Genomic DNA, 25,622 nt, shown 5'->3' with positions numbered 1-25,622 from the left:
TTCCATGCTTGCCGCAGCGTTGAGGTGAGGCGTTGCAGGCATCGCGGCATTAGGCTTGGCAGGTGGACGAACAGCGCAATACCCCGGACGAGGCCCGCTTCAGCGACGACGAGGACGGGGCGCTTCCTCCGCTAGCCCCGGGTTCCGGTGCGGCACCGGGGGTCGGCAGGATCGTCCTGGCGGCGACTCCCATAGGGAACGTCGGCGATGCGTCCACCCGGTTGGTGGAGCTCCTGGCGACGTCCGACATCGTGGCGGCAGAGGACACCCGCCGCCTGCACCGTCTGGTGACAGCACTGGGCGTGGAGGTTTCCGGACGCGTCATCAGCTACCACGAGCACAATGAAGTAGCCAAGACAGGCGAACTCCTGGACCACGTCCGTGCCGGAAAAACCATCCTGATGGTCAGCGACGCCGGCATGCCGGCAGTCTCGGACCCCGGGTTCCGCTTGGTGGAAGGTGCCGTTGCAGCCGGTTTGACGGTCACTGCGGTCCCTGGTCCTTCGGCCGTTCTGACCGCCCTTGCCCTGTCCGGGCTACCCACGGACCGCTTCTGCTTTGAAGGCTTCCTGCCCCGAAAGTCGGGAGAGCGGAACTCGCGCCTGGCCGACCTCGCTGATGAACGCCGCACCATGGTCTTCTTCGAGGCTCCGCACCGGCTTGAGGTCATGCTGCGCGCGTTGCACGAGCGTTTCGGCGCCGAACGCCGGGTTGCTGTCTGCCGGGAACTCACCAAGACCTACGAGGAAGTCATCCGCGGAACCCTCCGTGAGCTGCTGGAGTGGGCCGAGAACAACGAAGTCCGCGGCGAAATAGCAGTGGTAGTCGGTGGTGCGCCTGAACAGGAGCCCGGCAAACCCGAAGACCACGTTGCGGCAGTCAACGAGCTCATATCGCAGGGGATCCGCCTCAAGGAAGCGGTTGCGGCAGTAGCCGAGGACGCCCGGGTCAGCAAACGGGAGCTGTACTCGGCGGTCCTTGCTGCCCGCTGACATGGCTGTGCATCTGCACAAATTGGCATCCGTATGGCAGTGCGTCAAGGCGTAGACACTGCTTCCGGCCGGGCAGTACCGTGGCAGTAATTCAAGCCACTTCTGGCAAGGAACCCCCAGTGGTGCAAATCTCCAAAGCACCCTAGACGAAGGAGTCGCCATGACTGTCACGGTTGAACGCGAAAGCGAACTGCTGGCTTCCGTTCCCACCGGCCTGCTGATCAACGGTCAGTGGCGTCCGGCCGGATCGGGAAAAACTTTCGATGTTGAGGACCCGGCCACCGGCAAGGTCCTGCTCAGCATCTCCGACGCCGGTGCTGAGGACGGCGCCGCCGCACTCGACGCCGCTGCTGCCGCCCAGGCTGACTGGGCCCGCACGGCCCCGCGCGAACGCGGCGAGATCCTGCGCCGCGCCTTCGAGCTGGTGACTGAGCGCGCCGAGGACTTCGCCCTCCTCATGACCCTGGAAATGGGCAAGCCGTTGGCCGAGGCACGTGGTGAGGTGACCTATGGTGCCGAGTTCCTGCGCTGGTTCTCCGAAGAAGCGGTGCGTGTTTCCGGCCGCTATTCCGCAGCCCCGGACGGCAAGAACCGCCTGCTCGTGCAGAAGAAGCCGGTTGGTCCCTGCCTGCTGATCACCCCGTGGAACTTCCCGCTGGCCATGGCCACCCGCAAGGTTGCCCCCGCCGTCGCCGCCGGTTGCACCATGGTGCTCAAGCCCGCCAACCTGACCCCGCTGACCAGCCTGTTGTTCGCCCAGGTCATGCAGGAAGCAGGCCTCCCGGCCGGCGTCCTGAACGTCATCCAGACCTCCACGGCCGGTGCCGTGACGGGTCCGCTGATCAAGGACGACCGCCTCCGCAAGATCTCCTTCACCGGCTCCACCCCGGTGGGCCAGGCCCTCATCCGTGAAGCTGCGGACAAGGTCCTGCGTACCTCCATGGAACTCGGCGGCAACGCCCCGTTCGTTGTCTTCGAGGACGCGGACCTGGACAAAGCCGTTGAAGGCGCCATCGCCGCGAAGATGCGCAACATGGGCGAGGCATGCACGGCGGCCAACCGCTTCATCGTGCACGAGTCCATCGCGGATTCCTTCGCTGAGAAGTTCGCCGCGAAGATCGGTTCGCTGACCACCGCCCGTGGTACCGAGCCTGAGTCCAAGGTTGGTCCGCTGATTGACGGCAAGGCCCGCGACGGCGTCCACGCCCTCGTCACCGAAGCTGTCGAAGGTGGCGCCACGGCGGTTACCGGTGGTGCGCACGTGGATGGTCCCGGCTACTTCTACAAGCCCACGGTGCTGAAGAACGTTGCTGCTGATGCCCGCATCCTGCAGGAAGAGATCTTCGGACCGGTAGCCCCGATCATCACCTTCTCCACGGAAGACGATGCCGTCCGCCTGGCCAACAACACCGAATATGGCCTGGTGGCCTACGTCTTCACCAAGGACCTGAACCGTGGCCTGCGGATCAGCGAACGCCTCGAGACCGGCATGCTTGGCCTCAACGCCGGCGTGATCTCCAATGCCGCCGCACCGTTCGGTGGCGTCAAGCAGTCCGGCCTGGGCCGCGAAGGCGGCTCCGAAGGCATCGAAGAGTACCTCTACACCCAGTACGTAGGTATCGCGGACCCGTACGCCGACTAGACTGCGCAGGGATCCCGTCCACCGCTCTCGCAACAAGACGGTTGACGATTGAAGGGCCCGGCAGCGGAACCACAAGTTCCGCTGCCGGGCCCTTTGACGTTCAGTGACGTAGACCGCCGGCGCTGCGTCAGCGCCGCTGGGGGAGGACCCCGCGCAGGGACCGCCAGCCGCGGACGGCTGCCCAAGCCACAGCCTTGCCCAGCGCAGCCACGGCCCGGAACGGCGCACCGAGTGCCCGGGCCCAGCGCCGCATCATCGACGGCGGGAGCCACTCCGCGCGGAACCGGACCAGCCAGCGTGCATTGTTCCGCAACGACTCACGCACGACGGCGATGCGGGGCGCGGCCGCCGGGGCCGCCACCGTAAGGCGGCCGTAGCGTTGCCGTTCAAAGTCCGAGGTGAGGGACGCAACGGCCTGGTGCGCGGCGTCGTCGAGCCCTCCCGACTCGCCCAAAGCGGCGCTGGAACGCAATTTGCTGGAGAAGTGCCGGGGCGTCTCGCTGGAGGTCGAAGGAACCCCGTAGTCGCTGGCAAGATCCTGCAGTTCAGCCCATGCCAGTTCCGGGGCGGGATCCTTGAATCCTGGCGGCAGAATGTCCGAGTCAGCCCTGGGTTTGATGCTCAACCGGCGTCGTCGAAGGGCAATCCTGCTGAGCCTCGGCGAGCACAGGAAAGCGAGCAGCAACAACACCCCTGCCGTCGCGGCTGCGATCGCAGGGAAGGGATTGACGCCGGGGGACCCTGCTGCGGGTGTGCCCACCTCCGGGATAGGGACGGGAGCGGTAGCCACCGGGGCGGGAGTGGTGAGGGTTTCTTTCTCGTCAGTGTTGGTGCTGAGGTTGCCGGCAACGGAGCTTTCCGTTGCGTAGTCGGGTACCACGCCGCGCGAGGGTGTGGGCTCGAACGGGACCCAGCCAAGACCTTCAAAGTAGAGTTCAGGCCATGCGTGGGCGTCCCTGGCGTCCACCTCATATTCAGGGAACGAACCCTGTCCCACCAGGGCAACCGATTCTCCCGTAAGGCGGCCGGGAGCGTAGCCAACCGCGATGCGGCTCGGGATGCCTTCGGCGCGCGCCATGACGGCCATGGCTGAGGAGAAGTGGACGCAATAGCCGCTCTTGACCGTGAGGAAATCGGCCAGGACAGAGAGGCCGTTGCCGTCGTAGCCGTTCTGGACAGGTGCTTGCAGTGAATAGGTGAACGCGCCCGACCTCAGGTACTTCTGGATGGCCAACGCCTTGGCGTAATTGTTGTTGCCCGCGGGCGCCGTAACGGAGTCTGCGGTTTGCCGGACGATGTCCGGCAGGTTGCCGGGAACCCGGAGGAAATCATCGGAGATGGAGCGGGGTGGCGCGGTAGCTTGGGCCAGGGCCGCTGCCGTGACTTTGGGTGCGGCCGAGAAAACCACGTAGCGCTGTGCTCGCGTCGTGGTTTCCGTACTCATGATACTCAGGGTGTCAGGGTCCCAGGTCCATCGACCGTTGAGGCCGTTGACGGAGGCAGGGGCGAACGGTGCGGGGAGGTAGGGGCTGGTGAACTGGCCGGCGCTGACGGAAGTAACGGCATTAACGATTTCACCCTGGACTGCATAGCCCGTTTCGATCCTGTCCGCACCTGCCCGGCGCTGCGCCGTGCGGTCATCCGGCGCCCAGGTTTCGCCGTCGAAGTGGTCAATGGTGACCGAGCGCAGGTAAAGCGGTGCGCTGGAGCTGGTTGAGTAAGTGATCCGGCCTGATCCGGTGGGGCTCCGAAGGCTGTTGCCCAAGGTGATCATCGGGTTTAGTCCGTTGGAAGCACCCCAGGGACTCAGCCGCGAACCCTCAGGAAACGTTCCCGTTTCGAATCCCGGAATCGCCAGGGGCACCACCATGGTCAAGGCCAGCGCCAGGCCGCCGGTCACCAACGACCGCCGGAACTGCCCGGCGCCCCGCCCCGCCCCGGACTGCAGGCGGGCATCGGGTGCGAACCAGTGGCTGCACCCGAGAATCAGCAGGTATCCCACGGCGGCACCCAGGAAACCGGCAACGCCCACGCTCTGGGGTTTGATGGTCGCCGGGACCACCATCACCGCCAGGATCCCGATGCCACTGGCAGCAGGCATGGACAAAGGAACCGCCAAAGCGTCAATGAGGATCACCAGGAGCCCCAGGCACGCGCACATGACAAATACGATCCCGGCGTTCGGTGCCACCGGCGCGCTCTCCGAGACCACCGTCTCGGCCGCTCGTTTGATCAGGCGCCCGACGGCGGTAAAGGTACTGGTAGTGGGGATAAAGCCGGCCGGGCTGTCCTGGCGGCAGAAAGTGAAGGTGAGCACGGCTGCCAGGGAGACAAAGGATCCAAGCGTGGCCAGCAAGGGCTGGGCGCGGAGGGCTCGAAGGACGGCCAGGGTCAGGGAAACCACCAGGACAGTGGTGATCAGCGGCAGGAACCAGGCCCAGCCCCTGAGGACACCGTTCAGCGACAACGCGGCGCCCAGGACGGCTACGGAAATGGCAGCGGCCATGACCCATGGGTAGGGTCCCGGACCCGCAGTCCTTGGGCGGGACGGTGGTGTTGGCTGTTTCTGGCCTGGCGTTCCGTTCGCCGGGTTTGAGGCCGGGGAGTTCCGGTGGGAAGTAGTCGTCATCGGGGCACCGCCGCTCCACGCCTGACATCCATGGCAGCCCCTGCGGCGGCGACTATTCCACCTTCATCGAAGGAGGACCAGGCAGACGCCAACTGGGTCTTCGAGGTCACGGCGGCAACCCGCCAGCCCGCCTGGCGCAGGATCTCCAGGRCATCCTCGCTGCTTCGCGAAGAATCGCTGACCACCAGGGCGAAGGCGTTGGCGCCATAGGCGGCCGCAGGGGCCAGCGCCCTGGCTTCCGCGGGTGTCAGCGCACCCAACAACGCCAGAAGCGGTCCCCGCAAACGGTGTGCCGCCAGCTTGTCCATAAGCCTGTCGTCGAAGACTGAATCTGCAGCGTCGGCCGGTGCCTGGCCCGTCCTGACGTCGCGTTGCCCTGGTGCCGGATGTTCGGTGCGTGCAGGCCGGGGCCTCGGGCGACCGGAACCGTTCTCCGGCCGGTGATGCTCCGCCCTGGCGTGCCGGGGACCGCTGAGCTCGATGGCCGCCAACCCTTCCGCGATGGCCTGGAGGCCGCCAACACCGGAGAATTCCTCCGCGTCGGGATCCGGTGCCGAGCGGGAACGGAGGAATGCCGGTGCGCCGAACACATCCAGAATCCGCAGCGAATAGTTCCGCTCCGACAGATGCGCTGCGATCGATACGGCAGCGGTCACCATCCATTCAAAATCCGGGCCAGTCACCAGGTCGGAGTCTTCGTCATGGCCGCCAAAAACGGAACCAGCGCCGGCAGCGAAGGCCGAGAAGCGCTGATCCAGGACAATGGTGGCTTCCGGGGTGGTCACGGATTCCTCTTGGCGGACCATGAGCTGGCCGTGACGTGCCGTGGCAGCCCAATGGACGCGGCGCATGGGGTCGCCGTGCCGGTATTCGCGGGTCATGATGTCGTCGTCGCTGGGGTTGGCGCGGATCCGCGTCGCCGTCACGCCGTCGTTCCCGCGGGCCCCGGCGAGTCCGGTGACCGGAAGCTCGACGGCGGCCGGCGTCACGGTGAGGAGGTCGCCGTCGTCGATTGAGTGCCGCCGCAAGGAAAGGCCGAAGGGATCGCTGAACTCTGCGGTGACCGGACCGATCCGGAACTGTCCGCGCTTACCGGATCGGAGGTGGTACTCGTATCGGCTTGTGCCTCCCGAAGCGGAGCGGGCGGGGAAACGGAAGGCAGGCGGCTGGCCGAAACGGGGCGGCAATTGTTCCTCCATGATCACATGCCCCGTGGAATAGGACGTCCGCGCTACAGCCAGGCGGACTGTGGTGGTGCTGGATGTTTCCACCGTGGACGGATTGAACTCCCTGTACACCTGGAACTTGGGCTTGAGGACCCGTACTCCGGCAAGGGCAACCAGGGGGAGCAGGAGCAGAAGTACCGAAAGGGTCAGAAGATCGCGCCGGCCCATCACGTAGGCGGCCCCAAGGGAGATTGCGCCCGCGGCCAGCAGACCCCAGCCCCGGGAAGTGAACAGGTGTTTGGGAAGCCGGTCCATGAGTGCCATTGCGGGTACCTCCTAAACGGCGTGGCGGTCCCTGCGCCACGCACCGGGCGGGTCCTGGGCCACCGGCAGCGACCCCAGGATTCCACGAAGGACGCTCTGCGGCGTATCACCGGAACTGGCCGCCTTGCGGTCCAGGATGATCCGGTGGGCGAGCACTGATTCAGCGACATCCACCACGTCATCCGGAAGGACGAAATCCCGGCCATCCAGAGCGGCTGTGGCCTTCGCCGCGCGCAGCAGCTGCAACAGGGACCGCGGACTGGCACCCAGGCGAAGGCGGGCACTGTCCCGGGTGGCCCTGCCGATTGCCACCGTATATTCCTTGATCGCAGTGGAGACATGGACCTGTTGGACTGTGGCGATCATTGCCGCGACGTCGCTGGCCGTGACCACCGGGGTCACTTTGGCCAGGGGAGAAGTGGCCTGGTGCGTTTCCAGCATCTCGATTTCTGCGTCCTTGTCCGGATACCCCATCGAGATTCTGGCCATGAACCTGTCGCGCTGGGCCTCGGGCAACGGATAGGTGCCCTCCATCTCGATCGGATTCTGGGTTGCCACCACCATGAACGGCAAACCCAGCTGGTACGAATGGCCGTCCACAGTGACTTGGTGCTCTTCCATGCATTCCAGCAGAGCAGACTGGGTTTTGGCCGATGCCCGGTTGATTTCGTCGCCGATCACGATGTTCGCGAACACCGCTCCGGGACGGAACTCGAACTGCCGTGACGACTGGTTGTAGATGGAAACGCCGGTCACATCCGAGGGCAACAGGTCCGGGGTGAACTGGATACGGGAGACGGTGCAGTCCACGGTGCGGGCCAGCGTCTTCGCCAGCAGGGTCTTTCCGACGCCGGGTACGTCCTCCAGCAGCAGATGGCCTTGGGCGAGCAGGACAGTGAGCGCGAGCTTGGCGGCATCGGCCTTGCCGTCGATGACTTTGTTAATGGATCCAAGGATGCGCTCGCTGGCATCATGGAACCTGTCCTGGTCCAGGACCTGCGGCCTGTGCCCGTTCAGTCCTGCGCCATCACGGGGCAGCGAACTGTAATCCTCGCCCTGAAGAGGCGAGGATTCAACGGTGGCTTGTCGCTTTGACTCCATGGAATGCCCTTCAGCCTTCGCCGCGGCACCGCCGGTGCTGGCCGCCTGTCCGTTCCAGACTACCCAGACTTTGGCCGTCCCTGACATAGTGCTCCCGGAATTTATGTGCCAACTGGAATTTATCCGGACTGCAGGAGGACCGCAGTCCGATTAAGGTGGGAGCATGTGCGATTCCCTTGCTCCTGCCCCTTACCGCGCGTCACCGGGCGCTGACGAAAAGCCGGACGCCCGCCGGGAATACCCGCCCGCGCCCGAACCCCTGCCCGTACCGGTGATGGACAACCACACACATCTGGACTTCCGGCACGGATTGATCGAGGTATCGGTCCGGGATGCCATGGACTCCGCAGAGGCAGTTGGCGTGCAGGGAGCTGTGCAGGTTGGCTGCGACCTTGAGTCTTCGCGCTTCACTGTGCAGGCCGTGGACGCTGATCCGCGGCTGCTGGGGGCAGTGGCAATCCACCCCAACGATGCTCCCGTTTATGCGGGCCGCGGTGAATTGGATGCCGCGCTCGCGGAAATTGAGGAACTGGCAGCACATCCCCGTGTCCGGGCCATCGGCGAGACCGGTTTGGACTTTTTCCGCACCCACGGTGAGGGGCTGGCCCACCAGCGGTATTCCTTCCGTCGCCACATCGACATCGCCAAGCGCCTGGGACTGACCTTGCAGATCCATGACCGCGACGCGCACGACGACGTGGTGCAGGTACTGCGGGAAGAAGGAGCGCCGGAACGCGTGGTGTTCCATTGCTTCTCGGGGGACGAGGGACTCGCACGGATCTGCAATGACAACGGTTGGTACATGTCCTTCGCCGGCACCATGACCTTCAAGAATGCCGGAAACCTGCGATCGGCGCTGGCCATCGCCGAGCCAAGCCGGATATTGGTTGAAACCGACTCGCCCTTCCTGACGCCCCACCCGCACCGCGGCCGTCCGAACGCGAGCTACATGGTCCCGTACACCGTCCGGTCCATGGCCGAGGTGACAGAAAGTGACTTGGCCGAACTCTGTTCGCGCTTGGCCGAAAATACCTTGGAAGCGTACGGTTCCTGGGCCTGACACAGTAGTGATTTGCGCGCAGCGGGCGTTCGGGAATGGATACCCGGTATGCAGAAGTCTTGGTTCGTTTATAACAGATCGGTTACTGTGTTAAACAAGTAGCCGGGGTCGGGGAAGGCCTTCGGACAACTGGTCCAGTTGATTCCGGACCGTTCAGTTGAATGTTTTTGGCGGCACAGATGCCGGCAGCAAGAGTGGGACCAGGCAGTTTTGCCTGGCCCCTCGGTTTTGCGGCTGGCATTATTTCTGTGCTTTTCCCCGTGCCCGGATGGTCTGAGAGTTATGGGCAATCGTGATCAAGTTCTTCACAACGGATGGCAAGTTCAGCTTCCTCAAAGTAGGTGCCCAGTTGCTGGTAGTTGCAGCACTGGTGGTCGGTGTGGTCGCCTTCGTCGGCAACAACAAGACCGTCACCCTCAACGTTGACGGAAAGGTAAGCTCCATCCAGACCTTTGGCGGCACTGTTGACGAAGTAGTCAAGGCAGCCAAGGTCGAGCTGAAGGACGCAGACCGCGTTTCACCGGCCCTGGACGCGCGTGTCGATAACGGCTCCGTGGTGAACATCAACCTGGCCAAGGCGGTCTCCATTGAACTGGACGGCGCCCGCAAGACGGTCAACACCACCGCCTCCGACGTCGCCGGACTGGTCAGTGAACTTGGTGTAGCCAGCTCCTCGCAGGTTTCCCAGCCGAAGGAAGCTGCCCTGGAAGTTACGGGCTCCTTCGTCTCCATTTCCACCCCCAAGACCATCAGCGTGGTTGCCGACGGCAAGAGCACCAGCACCACCACCACAGCTGCTGACGTTGCCACCGTCCTCAAGGACGCCGGTGTCACGGTAGGCGCCAACGACCGCCTGTCCCAGCCCGGCAACGCCCCCGTCATCCAGGACATGGTCATCAAGGTTTCCCGCGTGGACACCAGCAAGACGGCCGAGGCCACTGAAGAAGTGCCGTTCGACAGCGTCAAGACCGAAAGCGCCGATCTCTTCAAGGGTGAGGAAAAAGTCACCCAGGAAGGCGTCGCCGGTTCCCTGGTCAAGACCTTCAAGCTGGTTCTCGTGGATGGACGCGAAGCGTCGCGAACCCTGGTCTCCAGCAACGTGTCCACCCCGCCGGTCGCAGAAAAGATCAGCGTAGGCACCAAGGCCCGCCCCGTGGCAGCACCCGCAGCCGCTGCTGCTGCAGCAGCCCCTGTATCAAGCGGTCCCACCGGTGCTCCGAACGAGGCCATGTGGGACAGGATCGCCCAGTGCGAGTCCGGTGGAAACTGGGCCATCAACACCGGTAACGGCTACTACGGTGGACTCCAGTTCTCCGGCCCCACCTGGCTTGCCAACGGTGGTGGCGCCTACGCTCCGACCGCAAACCTCGCCACCAAGGCCCAGCAAATCGAGATCGCCAACCGCCTGTACGCCAAGAACGGCCTCAGCGACTGGGGCTGCGCGCACGCAGCCTGACCCCGGACAGGCGATACGATACCTAGGTGACTGAACCGAATTCCGAACCCGCCGCCGTCGCGCCTTTGATGGGCGCAACCGACATCCGACGGCTCGCCGAGGAAATCGGTGTACGCCCCACGAAAACACTGGGGCAGAACTTTGTGATCGATGGAAACACCATCCGCAGGATCGTGACAGCGGCCGCTATCGATGCCGACGAGACCGTACTGGAAGTGGGACCCGGACTGGGTTCCCTGACGCTCGGACTCCTCGATGCGGCCAAGAATGTCGTGGCCGTGGAGATCGACCCCGTCCTGGCAGGAAAACTGCCCGAGACGGTGCGGGAATGGCGCCCCGAGGCCCAGGACAATTTCCACCTGGTCCTCTCCGACGCCATGAAGGTCACGGAGCTGCCCGTCGATCCGACGGCGTTGGTGGCCAACCTCCCGTACAACGTGGCCGTTCCCGTGGTCCTGCACCTCCTCCAGCATTTCCCCACCCTGCAACACGGACTGGTCATGGTGCAGGACGAAGTGGCCGACCGCCTTGCTGCAAGCCCGGGCTCCAAGATCTACGGCGTTCCGTCGGTCAAGGCAGCCTGGTACGGGCACATGCGCAAGGCCGGCGTTATCGGGATGAACGTGTTTTGGCCCGCACCGAAAATCCACTCCGGACTGGTCGCCTTCACCCGGCACGAACCTCCCGTTACGCACGCCACCCGCGAGCAGGTCTTCGCCGTCATCGACGCTGCCTTCGCCCAGCGCAGGAAGACCCTGCGCGCCGCCTTGGCGGGATGGGCCGGAAGCGCCGCAGAGGCTGAACGCTGCCTCGTGGCGGCCGGCGTCGACCCCACAGCACGCGGCGAAGTCCTGGATATCTCCGCCTATGTCAGGATTGCCGAAGCCCGCCACCCCGTGGGCGCATGAATCCGGGAACCAGCAGACCGGGCGGTCTCCCATTCGCGGGAGACCGCTTCCACGCCCGGACAGTCCGCGTCAAGGCACCCGGCAAGGTCAACGTCTCCCTAAGCGTTGGTCCGCTCAGGCCAGACGGCTACCACTCCGTGGCGAGCGTCTACCTGGCCGTATCCCTGTACGAAGAAGTTGCGGCCACCAGCACCGAAGGCCCTGGAATCACCGTCAGCATCAGTCCGGATAGCACGCTGGACCTGGACGGCGTGGATATTCCCCTGGACGAACGAAACCTCGCCTACAAGGCTGCAGCAATCATGGCCGAGGTCTCCGAAAAGCCCACGGGTGTGCACCTTGAGATCACCAAGCGGGTCCCGGTCGCCGGCGGCATGGGCGGCGGTTCCGCGGACGCGGCGGCCACGCTCCTGGCCTGCGATGCGCTGTGGAACAGCGGCCTTTCCCGCGAGGAACTCGCGCATCTGGCGGCTGAACTGGGCGCAGACGTGCCGTTTTCGCTCCTTGGCGGCACCGCCGTCGGGCTCGGCGTGGGCGACAAACTGTCGCCGGCTCTGGCCAAGGCCCAAATGGACTGGGTGCTCGTCTTCGCCGATTACGGGCTCTCCACCCCGGACGTCTTCCGTACCCTGGATGGCTTGCGTGACTCCGAAGGTGCGGACATTCCCGAGCCGGTTGCCGTGGATCCCACCATTTTGCAGGCCCTGCGCAACGGGGATCCCGAAACCCTGAGCCGTGTCCTCATCAACGATCTCCAGCGGGCTTCGATCGCCCTTGCGCCGCAACTGCGCGACACCATCGGCTTGGGCGAAGCACGCGGCGCCCTCGCCGGCATGGTCTCCGGTTCCGGCCCTACCATCGCCCTGTTGGCCCGGGACTCCGTCTCCGCCAGCGTCCTCGCCGAGGAGCTGACCCACCGCGGGCACACCGCGGTGGCCGTCCACGGCCCCGTTCCCGGAGCCCGGATCATCTCCGATACCCTCCTTTAGTACCTCTCCGCATTCCCGGCAGTAGAAAGTAGTACCCATTGGCCCACCTGCTTGGCGGCGAAAACCTCACCGTTTCGTTCGCGACCCGCACTGTCCTTGACGGCGTCACCCTCGGTTTGGAGGATGGCGACCGGATCGGCATGGTGGGCCGCAACGGCGACGGCAAGTCCACGCTCATGCGGCTTCTGGCCCTGCGATCCACCCCGGATTCCGGCCGCGTCACCAAGCGCGGTGACGTCACTGTGGGCTACCTGGACCAGGGAGACGTGCTCGACGGCGACCTGACGGTAGGCGCTGCGATTGTCGGCGACCGCGCAGATCACGAATGGGCGGCCAACGCCAAGATCCGCGAAGTCATGGGCGGCCTGGTGGGGGACGTCGACTGGCATGCCAACGTCCACGCCCTCTCCGGTGGCCAGAAGCGCCGTGTGGCCCTGGCCAAGCTCCTCATTGAAGACCACGACGTCATCATGCTGGACGAGCCCACCAACCACCTCGACGTCGAAGGGGTCGCCTGGCTGGCCCGGCACCTGAAGACGCGGTGGCGTGCCAACCAGGGCGCCTTCCTGGTGGTAACCCACGACCGTTGGTTCCTGGATGAAGTCTGCAACTACACCTGGGAAGTCCACGACGCCATGGTGGACATGTTCGACGGCGGTTACGCCGCCTACGTTCTGGCGCGCGCCGAGCGCGACCGCATGGCCGCCGTCGTCGAAGGTAAACGCCAGCAGCTCGTCAAAAAGGAACTTGCCTGGCTGCGCCGCGGTGCGCCCGCCCGGACGGCGAAACCGAAGTTCCGCATCGAAGCTGCCAACGACCTCATCGCCGACGTGCCGGACCCCCGCGACTCCGTGGCGCTCAGCAAGATGGCAACAGCCCGCTTGGGCAAGGACGTGCTGGACCTTGAAAACGTCACCCTGGACTTCGAGGGTGGCCAGAGTGGTCAAAAACTGTTTGACAACATCACCCTCCGGCTCGCACCGGGCGAACGGCTCGGCCTGGTCGGTGTCAACGGAGCCGGCAAGTCCACACTCCTGAAACTGCTCAACGGCGAGATCCAGCCGACTTCCGGCAAGGTCAAACGCGGCAAAACCGTAGTGACGGCAGTGCTGACCCAGGACGTCAAAGAGCTCGATGACGTGTCGGACTTGCGTGTGATCGAAGTCATCGAACGCGAAAAGCGGTCATTCAGTGTTGGCGGCAAGGAGTTTACCGCCGGACAGTTGGTCGAGCAGTTGGGGTTCACGAAGGAGAAGCAGTGGACGCCCGTGAGCGACCTCTCCGGTGGCGAACGGCGGCGGCTCCAACTCCTGCGCCTGCTGGTAGGGGAGCCCAACGTCCTCATGCTCGACGAACCCACCAACGACCTCGATACCGACACCCTTGCCGCCGTCGAAGATGTTCTTGATGGCTGGCCGGGCACCCTGGTGGTCGTCAGCCACGACCGCTACCTCCTGGAACGCGTCACCGACAACCAGATGGCATTGCTGGGTGACGGCAAACTCCGTGGTCTGCCCGGTGGGGTGGACCAGTACCTCGAACTGCGTGAAGCCGCCCTGGCGTCGGGCGCTGTTGGTGGGGGATCCGGTGCGCCGACTTCTGCCAGCGGGTCTTCTTCGCCCGCAGCCGCTCCGTCCGGTGCCAGTGAAGCCGAGAAGCGTGAAGCCCGCAAGGACCTCAACAGGATCGACCGGCAGCTCGGCAAGATCGCGCAGCAGGAAGAGAAACTCCACGCCCAGATGGCGGCGAAGTCCGAATCCGGTGACTTCGACGCCCTGGGAGAACTCAATACCAAGCTCCGTGAGTTGCTCGACGAAAAAGAGGGCCTGGAACTGGAGTGGCTCGAGGCCGCTGAGATCCTGGGCGAGTAGTCCGCGCCTTGGTGCGTCCGGCGGCAATCTCGTCGGCTGCGGGCGGCGGGGTCCGCCGTCGTGTGTTGCGTCCGGCGGGGTCCCGCCGTCGCTTGGCCACGACGCTCCCTCACATCCCTAGGGTTTGAGCGTGACGCTTGCTCACGTTCCTGGGGTTTGGGCGTGGCGCTTGCTCACATCACGGCGTGGGTTCGTAGCCAATCAGCCAGTGCAAACCATAACGGTCGATGACTTGACCATCCGAAGCTCCCCACGGTTTCTTGGCCAGGGGGTCCACGATGCGGCCGCCGTCGGCGAGCTTGTCGAACCACTCGTGGAGGATCCGAGGCTCCGCCGTGCCCAGCAGCGAGAGCATGGCGCCTTCGATCCGGACAGGCATTTGGTCCGCGGCTGCATCGGCTCCGTATAGGGCAACGACGCCGGTGAGGACTCCGTGGGCGACGGCGTCGGCGGGACCGTCGGTGCGCGAAAAGTCCCCATAGGAGTGAAGAGTAAGTTCTCCACCGAACACTCCTGCGTAGAAACCCAGAGCTTCGCGTGCTGTGCCGGGAAAGCTGAGATAGAGCTGGGGTGCTGTCATGCGCACATCCTACTCATGCCGCGGAGGGATGGGGTGAAGCTTGAGGGGTGTGAGGGAGGGTTGGGGTGAAGCTTGAGGGGTGTGAGGGAGGGGTGGGGTGAAGCTTGAGGGATGTGAGGGAGGGTCAGTCCTCGGAGCGCAGTCCGGGTTCCTTCTGGAGCCCCGTCAACCCGTTCCAGGCAAGGTTCACCAAGTGGGCTGCAACGGCGCGTTTATCGGGCTCGCGGCTGTCGAGCCACCACTGGCCGGTCATCGCTACCATCCCCACCAGCATCTGGGCGTACATTGCTCCATCGGCTGCGCTGAAGCCACGGCGGGCGAACTCGTCGGAGAGCAGGTGCTCCACCCGTGCGGTGACATGCGATAGCAGAGTGGAGAAAGCTCCCTCGGGCTGCGACGGCGGGGCGTCGCGCATCAGGATCCGGAAGCCGTCCGTGCGGTCCTCGATGTAACCGAGGAGAGCCAAAGCGGCCCGCTCAACCAGCACGCGGGGCTTGGCTTCGGTGCTGAGGGCCTCGGTGATGGAGTCCAGGAGGATCCGGAACTCGGTCTCGACGACTTGCCGGTACAGCCCTTCCTTGGAGCCAAAATGTTCATAGATCACGGGCTTGGAAACACCGGCAGAAGCGGCAATTTCCTCGATGGTGGTGCCGTCCAGGCCCCGGCTGGCAAACAGCGCACGGCCGATGCCGATCAACTGCGACTTGCGCTGTTGGCCCGTCATCCTGACGCGCACTGGCTGGCCTTCGGACGCTTGGTCGAGCGGGGCAGAGGTGCCCACAGGCCGGGAAAGATCAGTGCGCTTGCTCACGTGACCATCATGCCCCAGATGGCCGGTGGTGCGGGTGAACGCACCGTGCAATGGTGCGTCGCGAAGCGTTTGCCGAGGGGTCAAGTCGCGAAGCATGCAAAGGTCATGGCAAACTAGTTTCTTGTGTGTGGAACCCGGTGAGCCGGGAGACCTTACGGGCCGCTGGTCCGAAGGATGAACCATGCACGGTCCGCTCTGGTGTAACGGCAGCACCCCGGCCTTTGGAGCCGTGGAGTATAGGTTCGAATCCTATGGGCGGAACGGTCGGAAAACGCGCTCCTTCTCTGTACCTGCGACGGCTCTAACGGTGCCTGGGTCCATTGTTGGATGGCAGCATTCCGAAGCCGGGTTACCCGGGACATACCGAGCAAGGAGAGCCAGTACGTGAGCCCCGAAACCAACGGTCCCGCAGCGGTGATCGTCTTGGCCGCAGGCGCCGGAACGCGCATGAAGTCGCGCACTCCCAAGATCCTCCACGAAATCGGCGGCCGCTCAATGGTTGGCCACGCCCTCCTCGCAGCCCGGGCCATTAACCCTTTGAAGCTCGCTCTGGTTGTCCGGCACGAGCGGGACCGGGTAGCCGAGCACGTCTCTGCACTGGACCCCGAGGCCCTCATTGTTGACCAGGACGAGGTTCCCGGCACAGGCCGTGCAGTGGAAGTCGCGCTGAACGCCCTGGATACCGAAGGCGAACTCACGGGCACCGTGGTGGTCACTTACGGCGATGTTCCCCTCCTGACCGGCGAGCTCCTGGCCGAACTGGTCACCACTCACGAGTCCGAAGCCAACGCCGTCACCGTTCTCACTGCAGTCCTGGATGACGCCACCGGTTACGGCCGCATTCTTCGCGCCGATGACGGCACCGTTACGGGCATCCGCGAACACAAGGACGCCAGCGATGCTGAGCGCAGCATCCGCGAGGTGAACTCCGGTATCTACGCTTTCGACGCTGCAGTGCTCCGGACCGCCTTGGCCAAGGTGACCACTGACAACGCCCAAGGCGAGATGTACCTGACCGATGTCCTCGGTTTGGCGCGCGACGCCGGCGGCCGGGTTGCCGCCGTCGTGACCGAAGACCGTTGGCAGGTGGAGGGTGCCAACGACCGCATCCAGCTTTCGGCGCTCGGCGCCGAGCACAACCGCCGCATCATCGAAGCCTGGATGCGCGCCGGAGTGACCGTGGTGGACCCCGCTACCACGTGGATCGACTCCACTGTCACCCTCGACGAAGACGTCCGTTTGCTGCCCAACACGCAACTGCACGGTTCCACCACCGTGGCGCGCGACGCCGTCGTGGGTCCTGACACGACGCTCACCGATGTGAACGTGGGGGAGGGTGCCAAGGTGACCCGAACGCACGGTTCCGGTTCCACGATCGGCGCCAAGGCAAGCGTGGGACCTTTCACGTACCTCCGCCCGGGCACCGTGCTGGGCGAGACCGGCAAGATCGGCGCGTTCTACGAAACCAAGAACGTGACCATCGGCCGCGGTTCCAAGCTTTCCCACCTGGGCTACGCAGGCGACGCCGAAATCGGTGAGGATACCAACATCGGGTGCGGCAACATCACCGCAAACTACGACGGCGAGAAGAAGCACCGCACGGTGATCGGCTCGGGCGTCCGCACCGGTTCCAACACCGTCTTCGTCGCCCCTGTCACCGTTGGTGACGGCGCCTACAGCGGTGCCGGGGCAGTCATCCGCAAGGACGTGCCGGCAGGCGCCCTGGCCGTCAGCCTGGCCGCCCAGCGCAACGCTGAAGGCTGGGTCATCGCGAACCGTCCCGGCAGCGGCTCCGCAAAGCTGGCCGAGGCCGCGCAAGAGAAGACCTCCTCCATTCCCTCACAATCCCCGGCAACCACAGAAGAAGGCAATCAGGCATGAGCGAAATTACCGCACACGGTGAGAAGAAACTGATTCTCGCCGCCGGAAGGGCGCATCCGGAGCTGGCGCAGGAAATCGCGAAGGAGCTGGAGACCGAGCTCCTGCCCATCGACGCCTACGACTTCGCCAACGGTGAAATCTATGTCCGTTCGGCCGAGAGCGTGCGAGGCACCGATGCCTTCGTCATCCAGGCGCACCCGGCACCGCTGAACAACTGGCTCATGGAGCAGTTGATCATGATCGATTCCCTCAAGCGCGCCTCTGCCAAGAGGATCACGGTTGTCTCGCCGTTCTACCCGTACTCCCGCCAGGACAAGAAGGGCCGCGGTCGCGAGCCGATCTCGGCCCGCCTCGTCGCGGACCTGTACAAGACGGCCGGCGCGGACCGCATCATGTCCGTGGACCTGCACACCTCGCAGATCCAGGGCTTCTTCGATGGCCCCGTTGACCACTTGATGGCCATCCCGCTGCTGGCTGATTACATCCGGACCAAGGTTGAAGCCGACAACATCACTGTTGTTTCCCCCGACACCGGACGTGTCCGCGTTGCCGAGCAGTGGGCTGAACGCCTGGGCGGCGCCCCGCTCGCGTTCGTTCACAAGAGCCGCGATCTCACGGTGCCCAACCAGGCTGTCTCCAAGACCGTTGTGGGCCAGGTCGAGGGCCGCACCTGTGTCCTGATCGACGACATGATCGACACTGGTGGAACCATCTCGGGCGCTGTCCAGGTGCTGAAGAATGCCGGCGCCAAGGATGTCATCATCGCCTGCACCCACGCTGTTTTCTCCGATCCCGCAGCGCAGCGGCTGGCCGACTCCGGCGCCCGCGAAGTTGTGGTCACCAACACCCTGCCCATCCCGGCTGAGAAGCGATTCCCGTCGCTCACGGTTCTGTCGATCGCACCCTTGATTGCACGCGCCATCCGTGAAGTGTTCGACGACGGTTCGGTCACCAGCCTGTTCGACGGCAAAGCTTAGGCCTGAAGCCAGCTGACTGAACGGGCCATCCGCCGCCTCCGGGCGAGTGGGTGGCCCGTTTTTTCATGCCCGTTTTCAGAAAGCGGACGTTCCGCTGCTAAACTCTTGGGGATACCTTGGCGAGGGAGAGCACATCCGGTCCGCAGTTCGTGGACCAGATTGCGGGTCTCCGTTATCGACTGGGTCTGCATCTCCTTCAACACAGGCAGAACGGCTGCTCCGCGGCCGGCTTCAGCCGGGCGTAGAAGGTCTCCAGACCTCCGCCCTTGCTGAAATACCAGCCCGGATCCTTCCGGGCGCCACAGTAATCAAGGAGTACACATGTCTGAGCAGAAGCTCACCGCAGAACTGCGCACCGAATTCGGCAAGGGTTTCGCCCGCCGTGCACGCATGGCCGGCCAGATCCCGGCTGTCATCTACGGCCACGGCGCAGAGCCGATCCACATCAACCTGCCGGGCCGCGCCACCACCCTGGCCGTGCGCGTTTCCAACGCCCTCCTCGCAATCGACGTCGACGGCGAGCAGCACCTGACGCTCGTGAAGGACATCCAGCGCGATCCCGTAAAGCAGATCATCGAGCACGTTGACCTCCAGACCGTGAAGGCCGGCGAGAAGGTTACCGTCGACATCGCCATCCACGTCTCCGGTGAAGTTGCTCCGGGTGCTGTTGCCAGCCTCGAAGCCACCACGGTTTCCCTCGAAGCCGAGGCAACCCACGTGCCCACCGCCGTCGAGGTCAACATCGAAGGCCGCAAGGCCGGCGAGAACATCCACGCTTCGGACCTCGAACTGCCGAAGGGTTCCACCCTCCTCACCGAAGGTGACACCCTGGTGGTCCGCGTTGCTGAAGAGGCAAGCACCGAAGAAGAAGAGACCACGGAAGCAGCTGCCGAGTAGTCTTTTGACCGCTTGAGGCTGACGCCGTTCAGTGGCCGGGTCCCTTTGGGTCCCGGCCACTTTCCTTTGCTCCAGCCCTCCACATCTCCGCTCCTCCCAACTACGTTCCCTAGGATGAGACCCATGACTGACACCTGGCTGATCGTCGGCCTCGGCAACCCCGGCAGTGAGTACAGCAACAACCGGCACAATGTTGGCCAGATGGTGCTGGACGAACTGGCTTCCCGCATGGGTGGAAAGTTCAAGGTCCACAAGGCCCGCGCACAGGTAGTGGAGGGACGCCTGGGCATCGGCGGTCCCCGCGTGGTGCTGGCCAAACCGATGACTTACATGAACGTTTCCGGGGGTCCTGTGGCGGGGCTGTGCAAGTTCTTCGACATCGCCCCGGACCATGTGATTGCTGTCCATGATGAGATTGACATCCCTTTTAACACAGTCAAGTTAAAAATTGGCGGAGGCGAGGGAGGCCACAACGGTCTCCGGGACATTTCGAAGGCCCTGGCTACAAAGGACTATCTGCGTGTTCGAGTGGGCGTCGGAAGGCCTCCTGGACGGATGGATACGGCCGACTACGTGCTTCGGGATTTCGCCACCGCGGAGAAGAAAGAGCTGCCCTTCCTCCTCGACGAGTCAGCTGACGCTGTGGAGTTGCTTATCAGCCAGGGCCTGTTGGCGGCCCAGCAGAAGCACCACCCGGCCAAAGCTTGAGCAAATCTTGAGTAAAGCCTGATCAAAGACTGACGGTCCGGAGGACCTTAAGGCCTACAAACTGTCGGCGCCCGAAGGTAGTGTGCATGGTACGCAGATGAGCGGTGGGGGACTATCGCGAATGTGTTAGCTAAGGATGCGGATGTCGTCGGAGTTGCTAAACAGGAGCGGTGGAGGCGCAGCGAGGGCTGCGGCTCCCGATCTTGTGGGCGGACCCAGCGATCGCCAGACCTGGTCGCTTCTGGCCCGCAGCCACGACCTGTCCAAGGCCATCAAGTACCTTGAATCGCCCCTGACCTTCGGAGTGGTCCTCACCGGCGAACGGGGGATCGGCAAATCGGGGCTGGCCAGGGCAGTGGTGTCATCACTCGGCCCCATGGTCCACAGCCTGCAGCTCCGCAATACCGTTGCGAACGGCCAAACCCCCTATGGATGCCTGGGTTTCCTGCTGGCCCGTTTGCCCTCGGAAGCCGTGGGTTCCCCGACAGGCATCCTGCACGCGGTCACCAACCTGATCAGGACCGAAGCCGCCGGACGTGACACGGTCTTCATCGTTGACAACGCGGGCGGCATGGATCCGATGAGTACCGGCGTGCTGTTGAACCTCATGGCCACGGGCACGGCCAAAGTGGTGGCCACGGTGCAGCGGGCCAGCGATCTCCCAGCGGATTTCCACCGCATGGTCCTGGACGGTGAACTGGGCGAGGTTCACTTGAACACGCTCAGCGAAGAACAGGCAAAGCAGGTGCTTGGTTCGGTTTTGGGCCACTACGTATCAACAACCCTGGCGGGGTCGCTGCACGCGGCCGTAGGCGGCAACCCCATGCTGCTGCATGCGCTCCTGGAGGATCAGCGCCACAGGGGCAACCTGGTTCTCAACGACTCCGTGTGGACCCTCCGTGACCGGATCACGCTGGAGGGAGCCACGGTGGTGGAGGACTTCGTCCGTTCCAGATTGGCGCGCGAACCGCAGGCCAGCAGGACGGTCGTCGAAGTCCTGGCTTGCGCGCATCGCGCTACTCTGGTGGATCTTGCGGCCATCTTTGGGACACAGGTCCTGGTGGAGATGGAAGAATCCGGGCTGCTCACCGTCCAGAGGAACGGTGAACACTGGGTCTCCTTGCGGGATCCCTACGTGGGCGAGGTAGTGCGTAGCTGGCTGAGCACGCGCCGCACCAAGGAACTCAAGACGATGCTGTACGGCCCCAAAGAGCCGGAGCTCAGCGGACTGGCTCCACAGGACCTGTTGAGCTATGCCGCATGGATGCATGCCTGCGAGGACGAACCGCAGCCTTCCCCGGCGTTGGCCCTTGCGGCAGGCCGCGCCGCGTTGAACGATTACGACCCCAACTTCGCCATCCAGTGCATCGCATCCCTGGACCCCAAGGACAGTGAATGGGTCCGTGGCCAGCGGCTCAAAGCCGCTGCCTACCTGATGCTGGACCTGCCGCTGCACGCTGCCCAGGCGTTGGATGAAATCTCCGAGTCCCACCTCGCCGGGCTGGACCCATTGGAGTTCGCCGAGGTCACGGCAGCACAATGCCAGGCCATGACCTGTATTGACGGCCGGTCCGGGATGGTTCCGAGTGTCATCGCAGGTGCCTTCGAAACGCTCGAGGCGAAGTCCGCCGATTATCCGGCAGAAGAACTGTCAAAGGCCCGTAACCGTCTGCAGCTGTGCAGCTACGAGTACAAGACGTTCATGGGCGAGTACGCGTCCATGATCGAGGACCTGGAACGGGAACTGGCCAAGGACCCCTGCGAGGACCGTGAGCACTGGCTGAGGTCCTCGTTCTTCCTCATGGAAGCGCGGTGCATTCTGGGAAGGGAGCTGGAAGCGCAGGAGCTCGCCCGACGTGTTTCACGGCATCTGGGGGACACGGACAGGCCCGCCCAACTGGAGGAGGCGTTCGCCAAACACGCTTTCCTGGTTCTCCTGCTGTCCGGCCAGTGGCGCAAATGCATCGAACTGATGCGGCGCACACCGTCAAGGCCGTCCCGCCTCCAGTACCGCGGAGCACTTACTGAGCTGGGCGTTGGTTTGGCGTACGCCTACGCCGGCAAGCCCGCCAGCGCGATCGAACCGCTGCGTTCCGCTGTTGCCCAGCTCGAGCTCCGACCCGCCATGAACATGAACAAGGTGGCCTACGCTGCCACCGCGTTCGCTTACGCCCAACTGGGCAATTCCGCCGAAGCAGGCCGCTACCTGGACCTGTACAGGACCTGYCGGGGCATGGGGATGTACTTCTCCGAGTCCGTGGCGGAGTTTTGCGCCGAGATGGCGGGCAGGTGGATGGGCGACTCCGACGTCAAGGAAAGGCTCCTTGCCAGGGTCCACGACGACATCGGGCAACAGCGGTACACGACGGCGGGCATCTGCCTTTTCGGCGCCACGGTGGAAGGCTCCGATGAGGAGTACAGGCTGCTTGAGGACATTGCCGGCCGCCGCCAAGGGCCGCTCGCGAAAATCTCCGGCGACCTTGCCCGTGGCTCGTTGAGCAAGAGCTCACGGTCCCTGTTGGCAGCCGCCGACGCCGCCGCTTCCTTGGATTTGCTGGTAGTCGAAGCACGGTGCGTGGCCATGGCATTGGACTTCGCCCGCGATGCCGGCGAGACGACAACAGCGCGGACGGCCCAGTTGAGGCTGGAACGCCTGGAGCATTCCGTCTCCGCTCTTCCCATCCAGCCAAGAAGCGACGCGCCGGTATTGACCGAGCGGGAACGCCAAATTGCTAAACTCGCCGGAAAGGGTGTCAGTAACCGCGAAATCGCGATGGATATTGGGGTGTCTGTGCGAACAGTAGAAGGCCATTTGTACCAGGTATTCACCAAGCTCGGTGTGTCGTCTCGGGGCGAGCTAAATGGGCTCCTGTGAGGTAGGACGGGCAGTATCCGCAACTCCGGCACGGGCTGCACATGCAGGCTGAGCACCTTGTTGGCCGGGACTCCGAAATGGAGCTGGCCCTGGAGATATTGCGTCAGGAAGGTGCCGGGGCCGTTCTGGTCGTGGCAGATCCCGGCATCGGTAAAACCGCCCTTTCCGATGAGATAGCCGCCCGCCTGGCATCGGAAATGGTGGTGATGCGGGTCCATGGCAGCCCTGCGCTGTCCGCCGTTCCCTATGGTGTCCTGGCGCCCTATTTGCTGGACCTTCCGGTAGAGCAGGCCACATCGCCGGTGGCCATCCTCCGTGAATTCTGGTCGCAGTTCGAGAAGCGGCGTGGCGGCGAAGGTGCGCGCCTTCTGCTCATCGTTGACGACGCCCACGAGCTCGACGAAGGCAGCACGCAGATCCTGGCTGAACTGGTTACTGCAGGCTGGGCCCGGCTGGTTGCAACCAGCAGGCCCAGGCCTGGCCTTCCGGCGGCACTGCTCCAACTTTGGTACGACGGTTTGGCCGAGCGCTTGGAGCTGCATCCCCTGGACAAGGAAACAGCCACGGAACTTGTGGAGAAGACCCTGGGCGGGACGGTCATGGCAAGCGCGGTGGATGTGCTGCATGGGTTGTCCGAGGGCAATCCGCTGCTGTTGCGCTGCCTCCTGGATGACACCAGGGCGGACGGGAACCTGGTGCGGCGAAACGGCGTCTGGCTCCTGACACAGGAACCCTCGGGCAGTGGCGAAAACCTGGCCGAGGTTGTCCGGAACAGGGTGCTGCGAACCAGTGAGGCCGAACGGGAGGCGATGTTCGTCATTGCCTTGTCCGAGCCCGTCCCTGCCGCTTTGCTGGACGCGGAGGTCGGCAGGGACACTGTTCGGGCTTTGATGGACAACAGGCTCGTGATCCCCACGAACGGCCCCGGCAGCCCATTGAAGATGTGGCATCCGATGTACAGCGAGGCCCTGCGCCAGATCGTTTCGCCTGCCCGCAGCCTCCAGATCCGCCAGCGGATGGTGCAGCATCTTGCGGTGGAACCGGCCACGGCTGAGGGGCTGCTCCGCATGGTGAGCTGGGCGCTTGACTGTGGTGCCGACGTCGCCGATGAACAGCTGCTGCAGGCAGCTTTCCTTGCGGCCAAACTCCTGCAGAATCCTTTGGCGGTTGCCGCCGCCAGCAGAGTCCGCTCAGAGGCGCTGCGGCCGCGGGCTCGCGCTGTGATGGCCATGGTCAGCTATAACGACGGCGATTACAGCAGTGCCGTGCGTCTGCTGGAGGAGGGAAACGGGTTCCTGGACGCCGATCCGCTGGGACCGACGGGCGCAGGCTTGTTGTGGGCTGCCGCCCGCTCGGCCAAAGGCGATTCGGCGTCCAGCATCGCAGCGGACGCCCGCAACGCCGCCAAATCCCTGACGGACGGGTCAGCGTCGTCGGACCCCATGGCCGCGCAGGTCAACAGGCATGCCTCGGCCCTGGAACTGGCCGCACTGGCCCACGAAGGCCGTTACGGTGAACTTCGCGAGGGGCTGGAGCTGTTTGCCGAAGGACTCCGGACCGACGAGCCGGACAGCGTGATGAACCGGATTTTCCTCCTGGCCATGAAATGCGAGCTCCTCACCGTTGAGGGCCAGCCCGAGCAAGCCTTCGACGCCGGACGCGAAGCCATGGTCCTCGTGGATGAACACAGCGACAACCTGCTCTACTTCGGCGACTTCGTCCTGGTCCGATACGCGTTGGCGGCCTTGGAATCGGGGGACTGGGGTGCAGCCGATGCTGCCCTGGACCGGTATGCGGCAAGCTCAGCCATGGGGCTCATCACCTTCGGCGGAGACATCCAGGCGCTCAAGGGGTTGGCCCTGCTGCGGCAAGGACGCACGGAGCAGGCCACGGAACTCCTGACCCCCGCAGTCGAAGCCCTCCGGGTGAAGGACCCGCAACTGCTCAGGAGCCTGGGGAACGCCCTGGCGTTCTACGCGGCCGGCAAAACCGGAAACACTGCGCTCGCACAACGGCTGGCAAGCGAACAGGTCCCTGGCAGGGGGAGCAACTACGTTGAGGCGCTTGCCGGGCTGTTCACGCTGGCCGGCCAAGAACTCCTCAGCAAAGGATCCGGACTTCCAAAACTGCGGGACCTGCCGGAGACCGGCCGTTTGCACACGTTGCCGGGCCTGCACCTGCAGAACCTCATCCTGAGGACTGAACTCGGGGACGTCGCTGCAGTGGAGTCCATCGAGGAGACCGCATCCCTGATGACGGGCGCCTGGGCGGCCGGATGGCAATCGCTCGCCGCAGCCCAATTGAAGGGTGGCGGCCAGGCCTTCGTGAACGCAGGAAACCTGCTGTCCGCGGCCGGGATGCCGGGGCCTGCTGCAGCAGCGTTCGACAAGGCGGCGGCAACCTTCGACGCCGAAGGCAAGCGTCCGGAAGCGCGGCAGGCCGCCGTCATGCGGGACGTCAACCAAGCCAGCCTGGGCGACTCCGTGGTCCATGACCCCAACACCGAGACCGATCACGCCGTGCCCCTGACCCGGCGTGAGCAGGACATTGTGGCGCTGGCCGTATCAGGTCTCACGGATCGCCAGATCGCCGAAAAACTCATGGTCTCGGTTCGCACCGTGGAAGGCCACTTGTACCGCAGCTACGCGAAGCTGGGCATCCGTCGTCGTGAAGATCTTGGCGCTGCTGTCCGTCACTGACGCGGAGCGCGATCGAGTACCCGAAAACTCCCTTTAGCGCTCTGACGCGGAATCCT

18 protein-coding genes and 1 tRNA gene are annotated in these 25,622 nt (G+C 64.4%); 14 read left to right on the top strand and 5 right to left on the bottom strand.

Features of this window, described 5'->3' with window-relative positions; genetic code table 11:
- Positions 1-62 precede the first annotated feature (62 nt).
- Together rsmI and AB4Y81_RS09195 are read left to right on the top strand one after the other, a co-directional pair.
- Positions 63-992: a 16S rRNA (cytidine(1402)-2'-O)-methyltransferase gene (gene rsmI / locus AB4Y81_RS09200; protein WP_018777330.1), complete on the top strand. Its 930-nt coding sequence runs from the start codon at positions 63-65 to the stop codon at positions 990-992.
- 160 nt (positions 993-1,152) lie between these two features.
- Entirely contained in the window at positions 1,153-2,634 is a 1,482-nt protein-coding gene (locus tag AB4Y81_RS09195) for an NAD-dependent succinate-semialdehyde dehydrogenase (protein ID WP_018777331.1), read from the top strand.
- A 127-nt stretch (positions 2,635-2,761) separates the two neighbouring features.
- Here AB4Y81_RS09195 and AB4Y81_RS09190 read toward each other — a convergent pair whose 3' ends face one another.
- The 3 genes from AB4Y81_RS09190 to AB4Y81_RS09180 are packed head-to-tail and all read right to left on the bottom strand — an operon-like array spanning position 2,762 to position 7,854.
- Positions 2,762-5,263: a transglutaminase family protein gene (locus tag AB4Y81_RS09190; RefSeq protein WP_441995712.1), complete on the bottom strand. Its 2,502-nt coding sequence runs from the start codon at positions 5,261-5,263 to the stop codon at positions 2,762-2,764.
- Complete coding sequence (locus AB4Y81_RS09185) at positions 5,260-6,753, bottom strand: DUF58 domain-containing protein (protein WP_441995711.1); 1,494 nt, start codon at positions 6,751-6,753, stop codon at positions 5,260-5,262. Before AB4Y81_RS09185 ends, AB4Y81_RS09190 begins: the two co-directional genes overlap by 4 nt.
- A 12-nt stretch (positions 6,754-6,765) precedes the next feature.
- Positions 6,766-7,854 (bottom strand): AAA family ATPase, encoded by a 1,089-nt coding sequence (locus AB4Y81_RS09180; protein ID WP_039240530.1) that lies wholly within the window; start codon positions 7,852-7,854, stop codon positions 6,766-6,768.
- Positions 7,855-8,017: 163 nt separating this feature from the next.
- Between AB4Y81_RS09180 and AB4Y81_RS09175 the strand changes: the two genes are divergently transcribed.
- The 5 genes from AB4Y81_RS09175 (at position 8,018) to AB4Y81_RS09155 (ending at position 14,138) form a co-directional block, all read left to right on the top strand.
- Complete coding sequence (locus AB4Y81_RS09175; RefSeq protein WP_441995710.1) at positions 8,018-8,914, top strand: TatD family hydrolase; 897 nt, start codon at positions 8,018-8,020, stop codon at positions 8,912-8,914.
- 292 nt (positions 8,915-9,206) lie between these two features.
- Positions 9,207-10,370 (top strand): transglycosylase family protein, encoded by a 1,164-nt coding sequence (locus AB4Y81_RS09170; RefSeq protein ID WP_110504427.1) that lies wholly within the window; start codon positions 9,207-9,209, stop codon positions 10,368-10,370.
- A 26-nt stretch (positions 10,371-10,396) separates the two neighbouring features.
- On the top strand, positions 10,397-11,278 hold the full coding sequence (gene rsmA / locus AB4Y81_RS09165) for a 16S rRNA (adenine(1518)-N(6)/adenine(1519)-N(6))-dimethyltransferase RsmA (RefSeq protein ID WP_039240344.1): 882 nt from the start codon (positions 10,397-10,399) through the stop codon (positions 11,276-11,278).
- Complete coding sequence (locus tag AB4Y81_RS09160) at positions 11,275-12,267, top strand: 4-(cytidine 5'-diphospho)-2-C-methyl-D-erythritol kinase (RefSeq protein WP_064721898.1); 993 nt, start codon at positions 11,275-11,277, stop codon at positions 12,265-12,267. The genes rsmA and AB4Y81_RS09160 overlap by 4 nt, the downstream gene beginning before the upstream one ends.
- Positions 12,268-12,305: 38 nt before the next feature.
- Positions 12,306-14,138, top strand: coding sequence for an ATP-binding cassette domain-containing protein (locus tag AB4Y81_RS09155; protein WP_018777339.1), 1,833 nt, complete (start codon positions 12,306-12,308; stop codon positions 14,136-14,138).
- 178 nt (positions 14,139-14,316) lie between these two features.
- Here the strand turns inward: AB4Y81_RS09155 and AB4Y81_RS09150 are convergent, their stop codons facing one another.
- Together AB4Y81_RS09150 and AB4Y81_RS09145 are read right to left on the bottom strand one after the other, a co-directional pair.
- On the bottom strand, positions 14,317-14,718 hold the full coding sequence (locus AB4Y81_RS09150; RefSeq protein WP_055974922.1) for a VOC family protein: 402 nt from the start codon (positions 14,716-14,718) through the stop codon (positions 14,317-14,319).
- A 124-nt stretch (positions 14,719-14,842) separates the two neighbouring features.
- Entirely contained in the window at positions 14,843-15,442 is a 600-nt protein-coding gene (locus AB4Y81_RS09145; protein ID WP_026267111.1) for a TetR/AcrR family transcriptional regulator, read from the bottom strand.
- 276 nt (positions 15,443-15,718) lie between these two features.
- Between AB4Y81_RS09145 and AB4Y81_RS09140 the strand changes: the two genes are divergently transcribed.
- The 7 genes from AB4Y81_RS09140 to AB4Y81_RS09110 all read left to right on the top strand — a co-directional run bounded on the left by AB4Y81_RS09140 (position 15,719) and on the right by AB4Y81_RS09110 (position 25,566).
- Positions 15,719-15,790: transfer RNA gene (locus tag AB4Y81_RS09140), tRNA-Gln, on the top strand.
- Between the two features lie 123 nt (positions 15,791-15,913).
- On the top strand, positions 15,914-17,410 hold the full coding sequence (gene glmU, locus AB4Y81_RS09135; RefSeq protein WP_441995709.1) for a bifunctional UDP-N-acetylglucosamine diphosphorylase/glucosamine-1-phosphate N-acetyltransferase GlmU: 1,497 nt from the start codon (positions 15,914-15,916) through the stop codon (positions 17,408-17,410).
- Complete coding sequence (locus AB4Y81_RS09130; RefSeq protein ID WP_011774071.1) at positions 17,407-18,387, top strand: ribose-phosphate diphosphokinase; 981 nt, start codon at positions 17,407-17,409, stop codon at positions 18,385-18,387. The genes glmU and AB4Y81_RS09130 overlap by 4 nt, the downstream gene beginning before the upstream one ends.
- A 321-nt stretch (positions 18,388-18,708) precedes the next feature.
- Positions 18,709-19,284 (top strand): 50S ribosomal protein L25/general stress protein Ctc, encoded by a 576-nt coding sequence (locus AB4Y81_RS09125; RefSeq protein ID WP_018777343.1) that lies wholly within the window; start codon positions 18,709-18,711, stop codon positions 19,282-19,284.
- 123 nt (positions 19,285-19,407) lie between these two features.
- Positions 19,408-19,992: an aminoacyl-tRNA hydrolase gene (pth, locus tag AB4Y81_RS09120; RefSeq protein ID WP_018777344.1), complete on the top strand. Its 585-nt coding sequence runs from the start codon at positions 19,408-19,410 to the stop codon at positions 19,990-19,992.
- Between the two features lie 142 nt (positions 19,993-20,134).
- The gene (locus AB4Y81_RS09115; RefSeq protein WP_441995708.1) at positions 20,135-22,867 is read left to right on the top strand and encodes a LuxR C-terminal-related transcriptional regulator; all 2,733 of its coding nucleotides are present in this window, start codon (positions 20,135-20,137) and stop codon (positions 22,865-22,867) included.
- A gap of 41 nt (positions 22,868-22,908) precedes the next feature.
- Positions 22,909-25,566 carry an AAA family ATPase gene (locus AB4Y81_RS09110; protein ID WP_441995707.1) on the top strand — a complete coding sequence of 886 codons (2,658 nt, stop codon included), beginning with the start codon at positions 22,909-22,911 and terminating at the stop codon, positions 25,564-25,566.
- The last annotated feature ends 56 nt before the right edge of the window (positions 25,567-25,622 follow it).

Source organism: Paenarthrobacter sp. TAF1 (genome assembly GCF_052113825.1).
In the GTDB taxonomy this organism is placed as follows: Bacteria; Actinomycetota; Actinomycetes; order Actinomycetales; family Micrococcaceae; genus Arthrobacter; species Arthrobacter nicotinovorans.
The sequence above is the reverse complement of the archived record's forward strand: the minus strand, read 5'-3'. Positions and strand labels throughout refer to the sequence as shown.

What these genes read in the sequence shown, in the direction of transcription:
- AB4Y81_RS09195 (WP_018777331.1), top strand. Translation starts at nt 1,153, where the DNA reads ATGACTGTCACGGTTGAACGCGAAAGCGAACTGCTGGCTTCCGTTCCC.
- AB4Y81_RS09190 (WP_441995712.1), bottom strand. Translation starts at nt 5,263, where the DNA reads ATGACGACTACTTCCCACCGGAACTCCCCGGCCTCAAACCCGGCGAAC.
- AB4Y81_RS09180 (WP_039240530.1), bottom strand. Translation starts at nt 7,854, where the DNA reads ATGGAGTCAAAGCGACAAGCCACCGTTGAATCCTCGCCTCTTCAGGGC.
- AB4Y81_RS09175 (WP_441995710.1), top strand. Translation starts at nt 8,018, where the DNA reads ATGTGCGATTCCCTTGCTCCTGCCCCTTACCGCGCGTCACCGGGCGCT.
- AB4Y81_RS09160 (WP_064721898.1), top strand. Translation starts at nt 11,275, where the DNA reads ATGAATCCGGGAACCAGCAGACCGGGCGGTCTCCCATTCGCGGGAGAC.
- AB4Y81_RS09150 (WP_055974922.1), bottom strand. Translation starts at nt 14,718, where the DNA reads ATGACAGCACCCCAGCTCTATCTCAGCTTTCCCGGCACAGCACGCGAA.
- AB4Y81_RS09145 (WP_026267111.1), bottom strand. Translation starts at nt 15,442, where the DNA reads ATGACGGGCCAACAGCGCAAGTCGCAGTTGATCGGCATCGGCCGTGCG.
- AB4Y81_RS09130 (WP_011774071.1), top strand. Translation starts at nt 17,407, where the DNA reads ATGAGCGAAATTACCGCACACGGTGAGAAGAAACTGATTCTCGCCGCC.
- AB4Y81_RS09125 (WP_018777343.1), top strand. Translation starts at nt 18,709, where the DNA reads ATGTCTGAGCAGAAGCTCACCGCAGAACTGCGCACCGAATTCGGCAAG.
- pth (WP_018777344.1), top strand. Translation starts at nt 19,408, where the DNA reads ATGACTGACACCTGGCTGATCGTCGGCCTCGGCAACCCCGGCAGTGAG.
- AB4Y81_RS09110 (WP_441995707.1), top strand. Translation starts at nt 22,909, where the DNA reads ATGCAGGCTGAGCACCTTGTTGGCCGGGACTCCGAAATGGAGCTGGCC.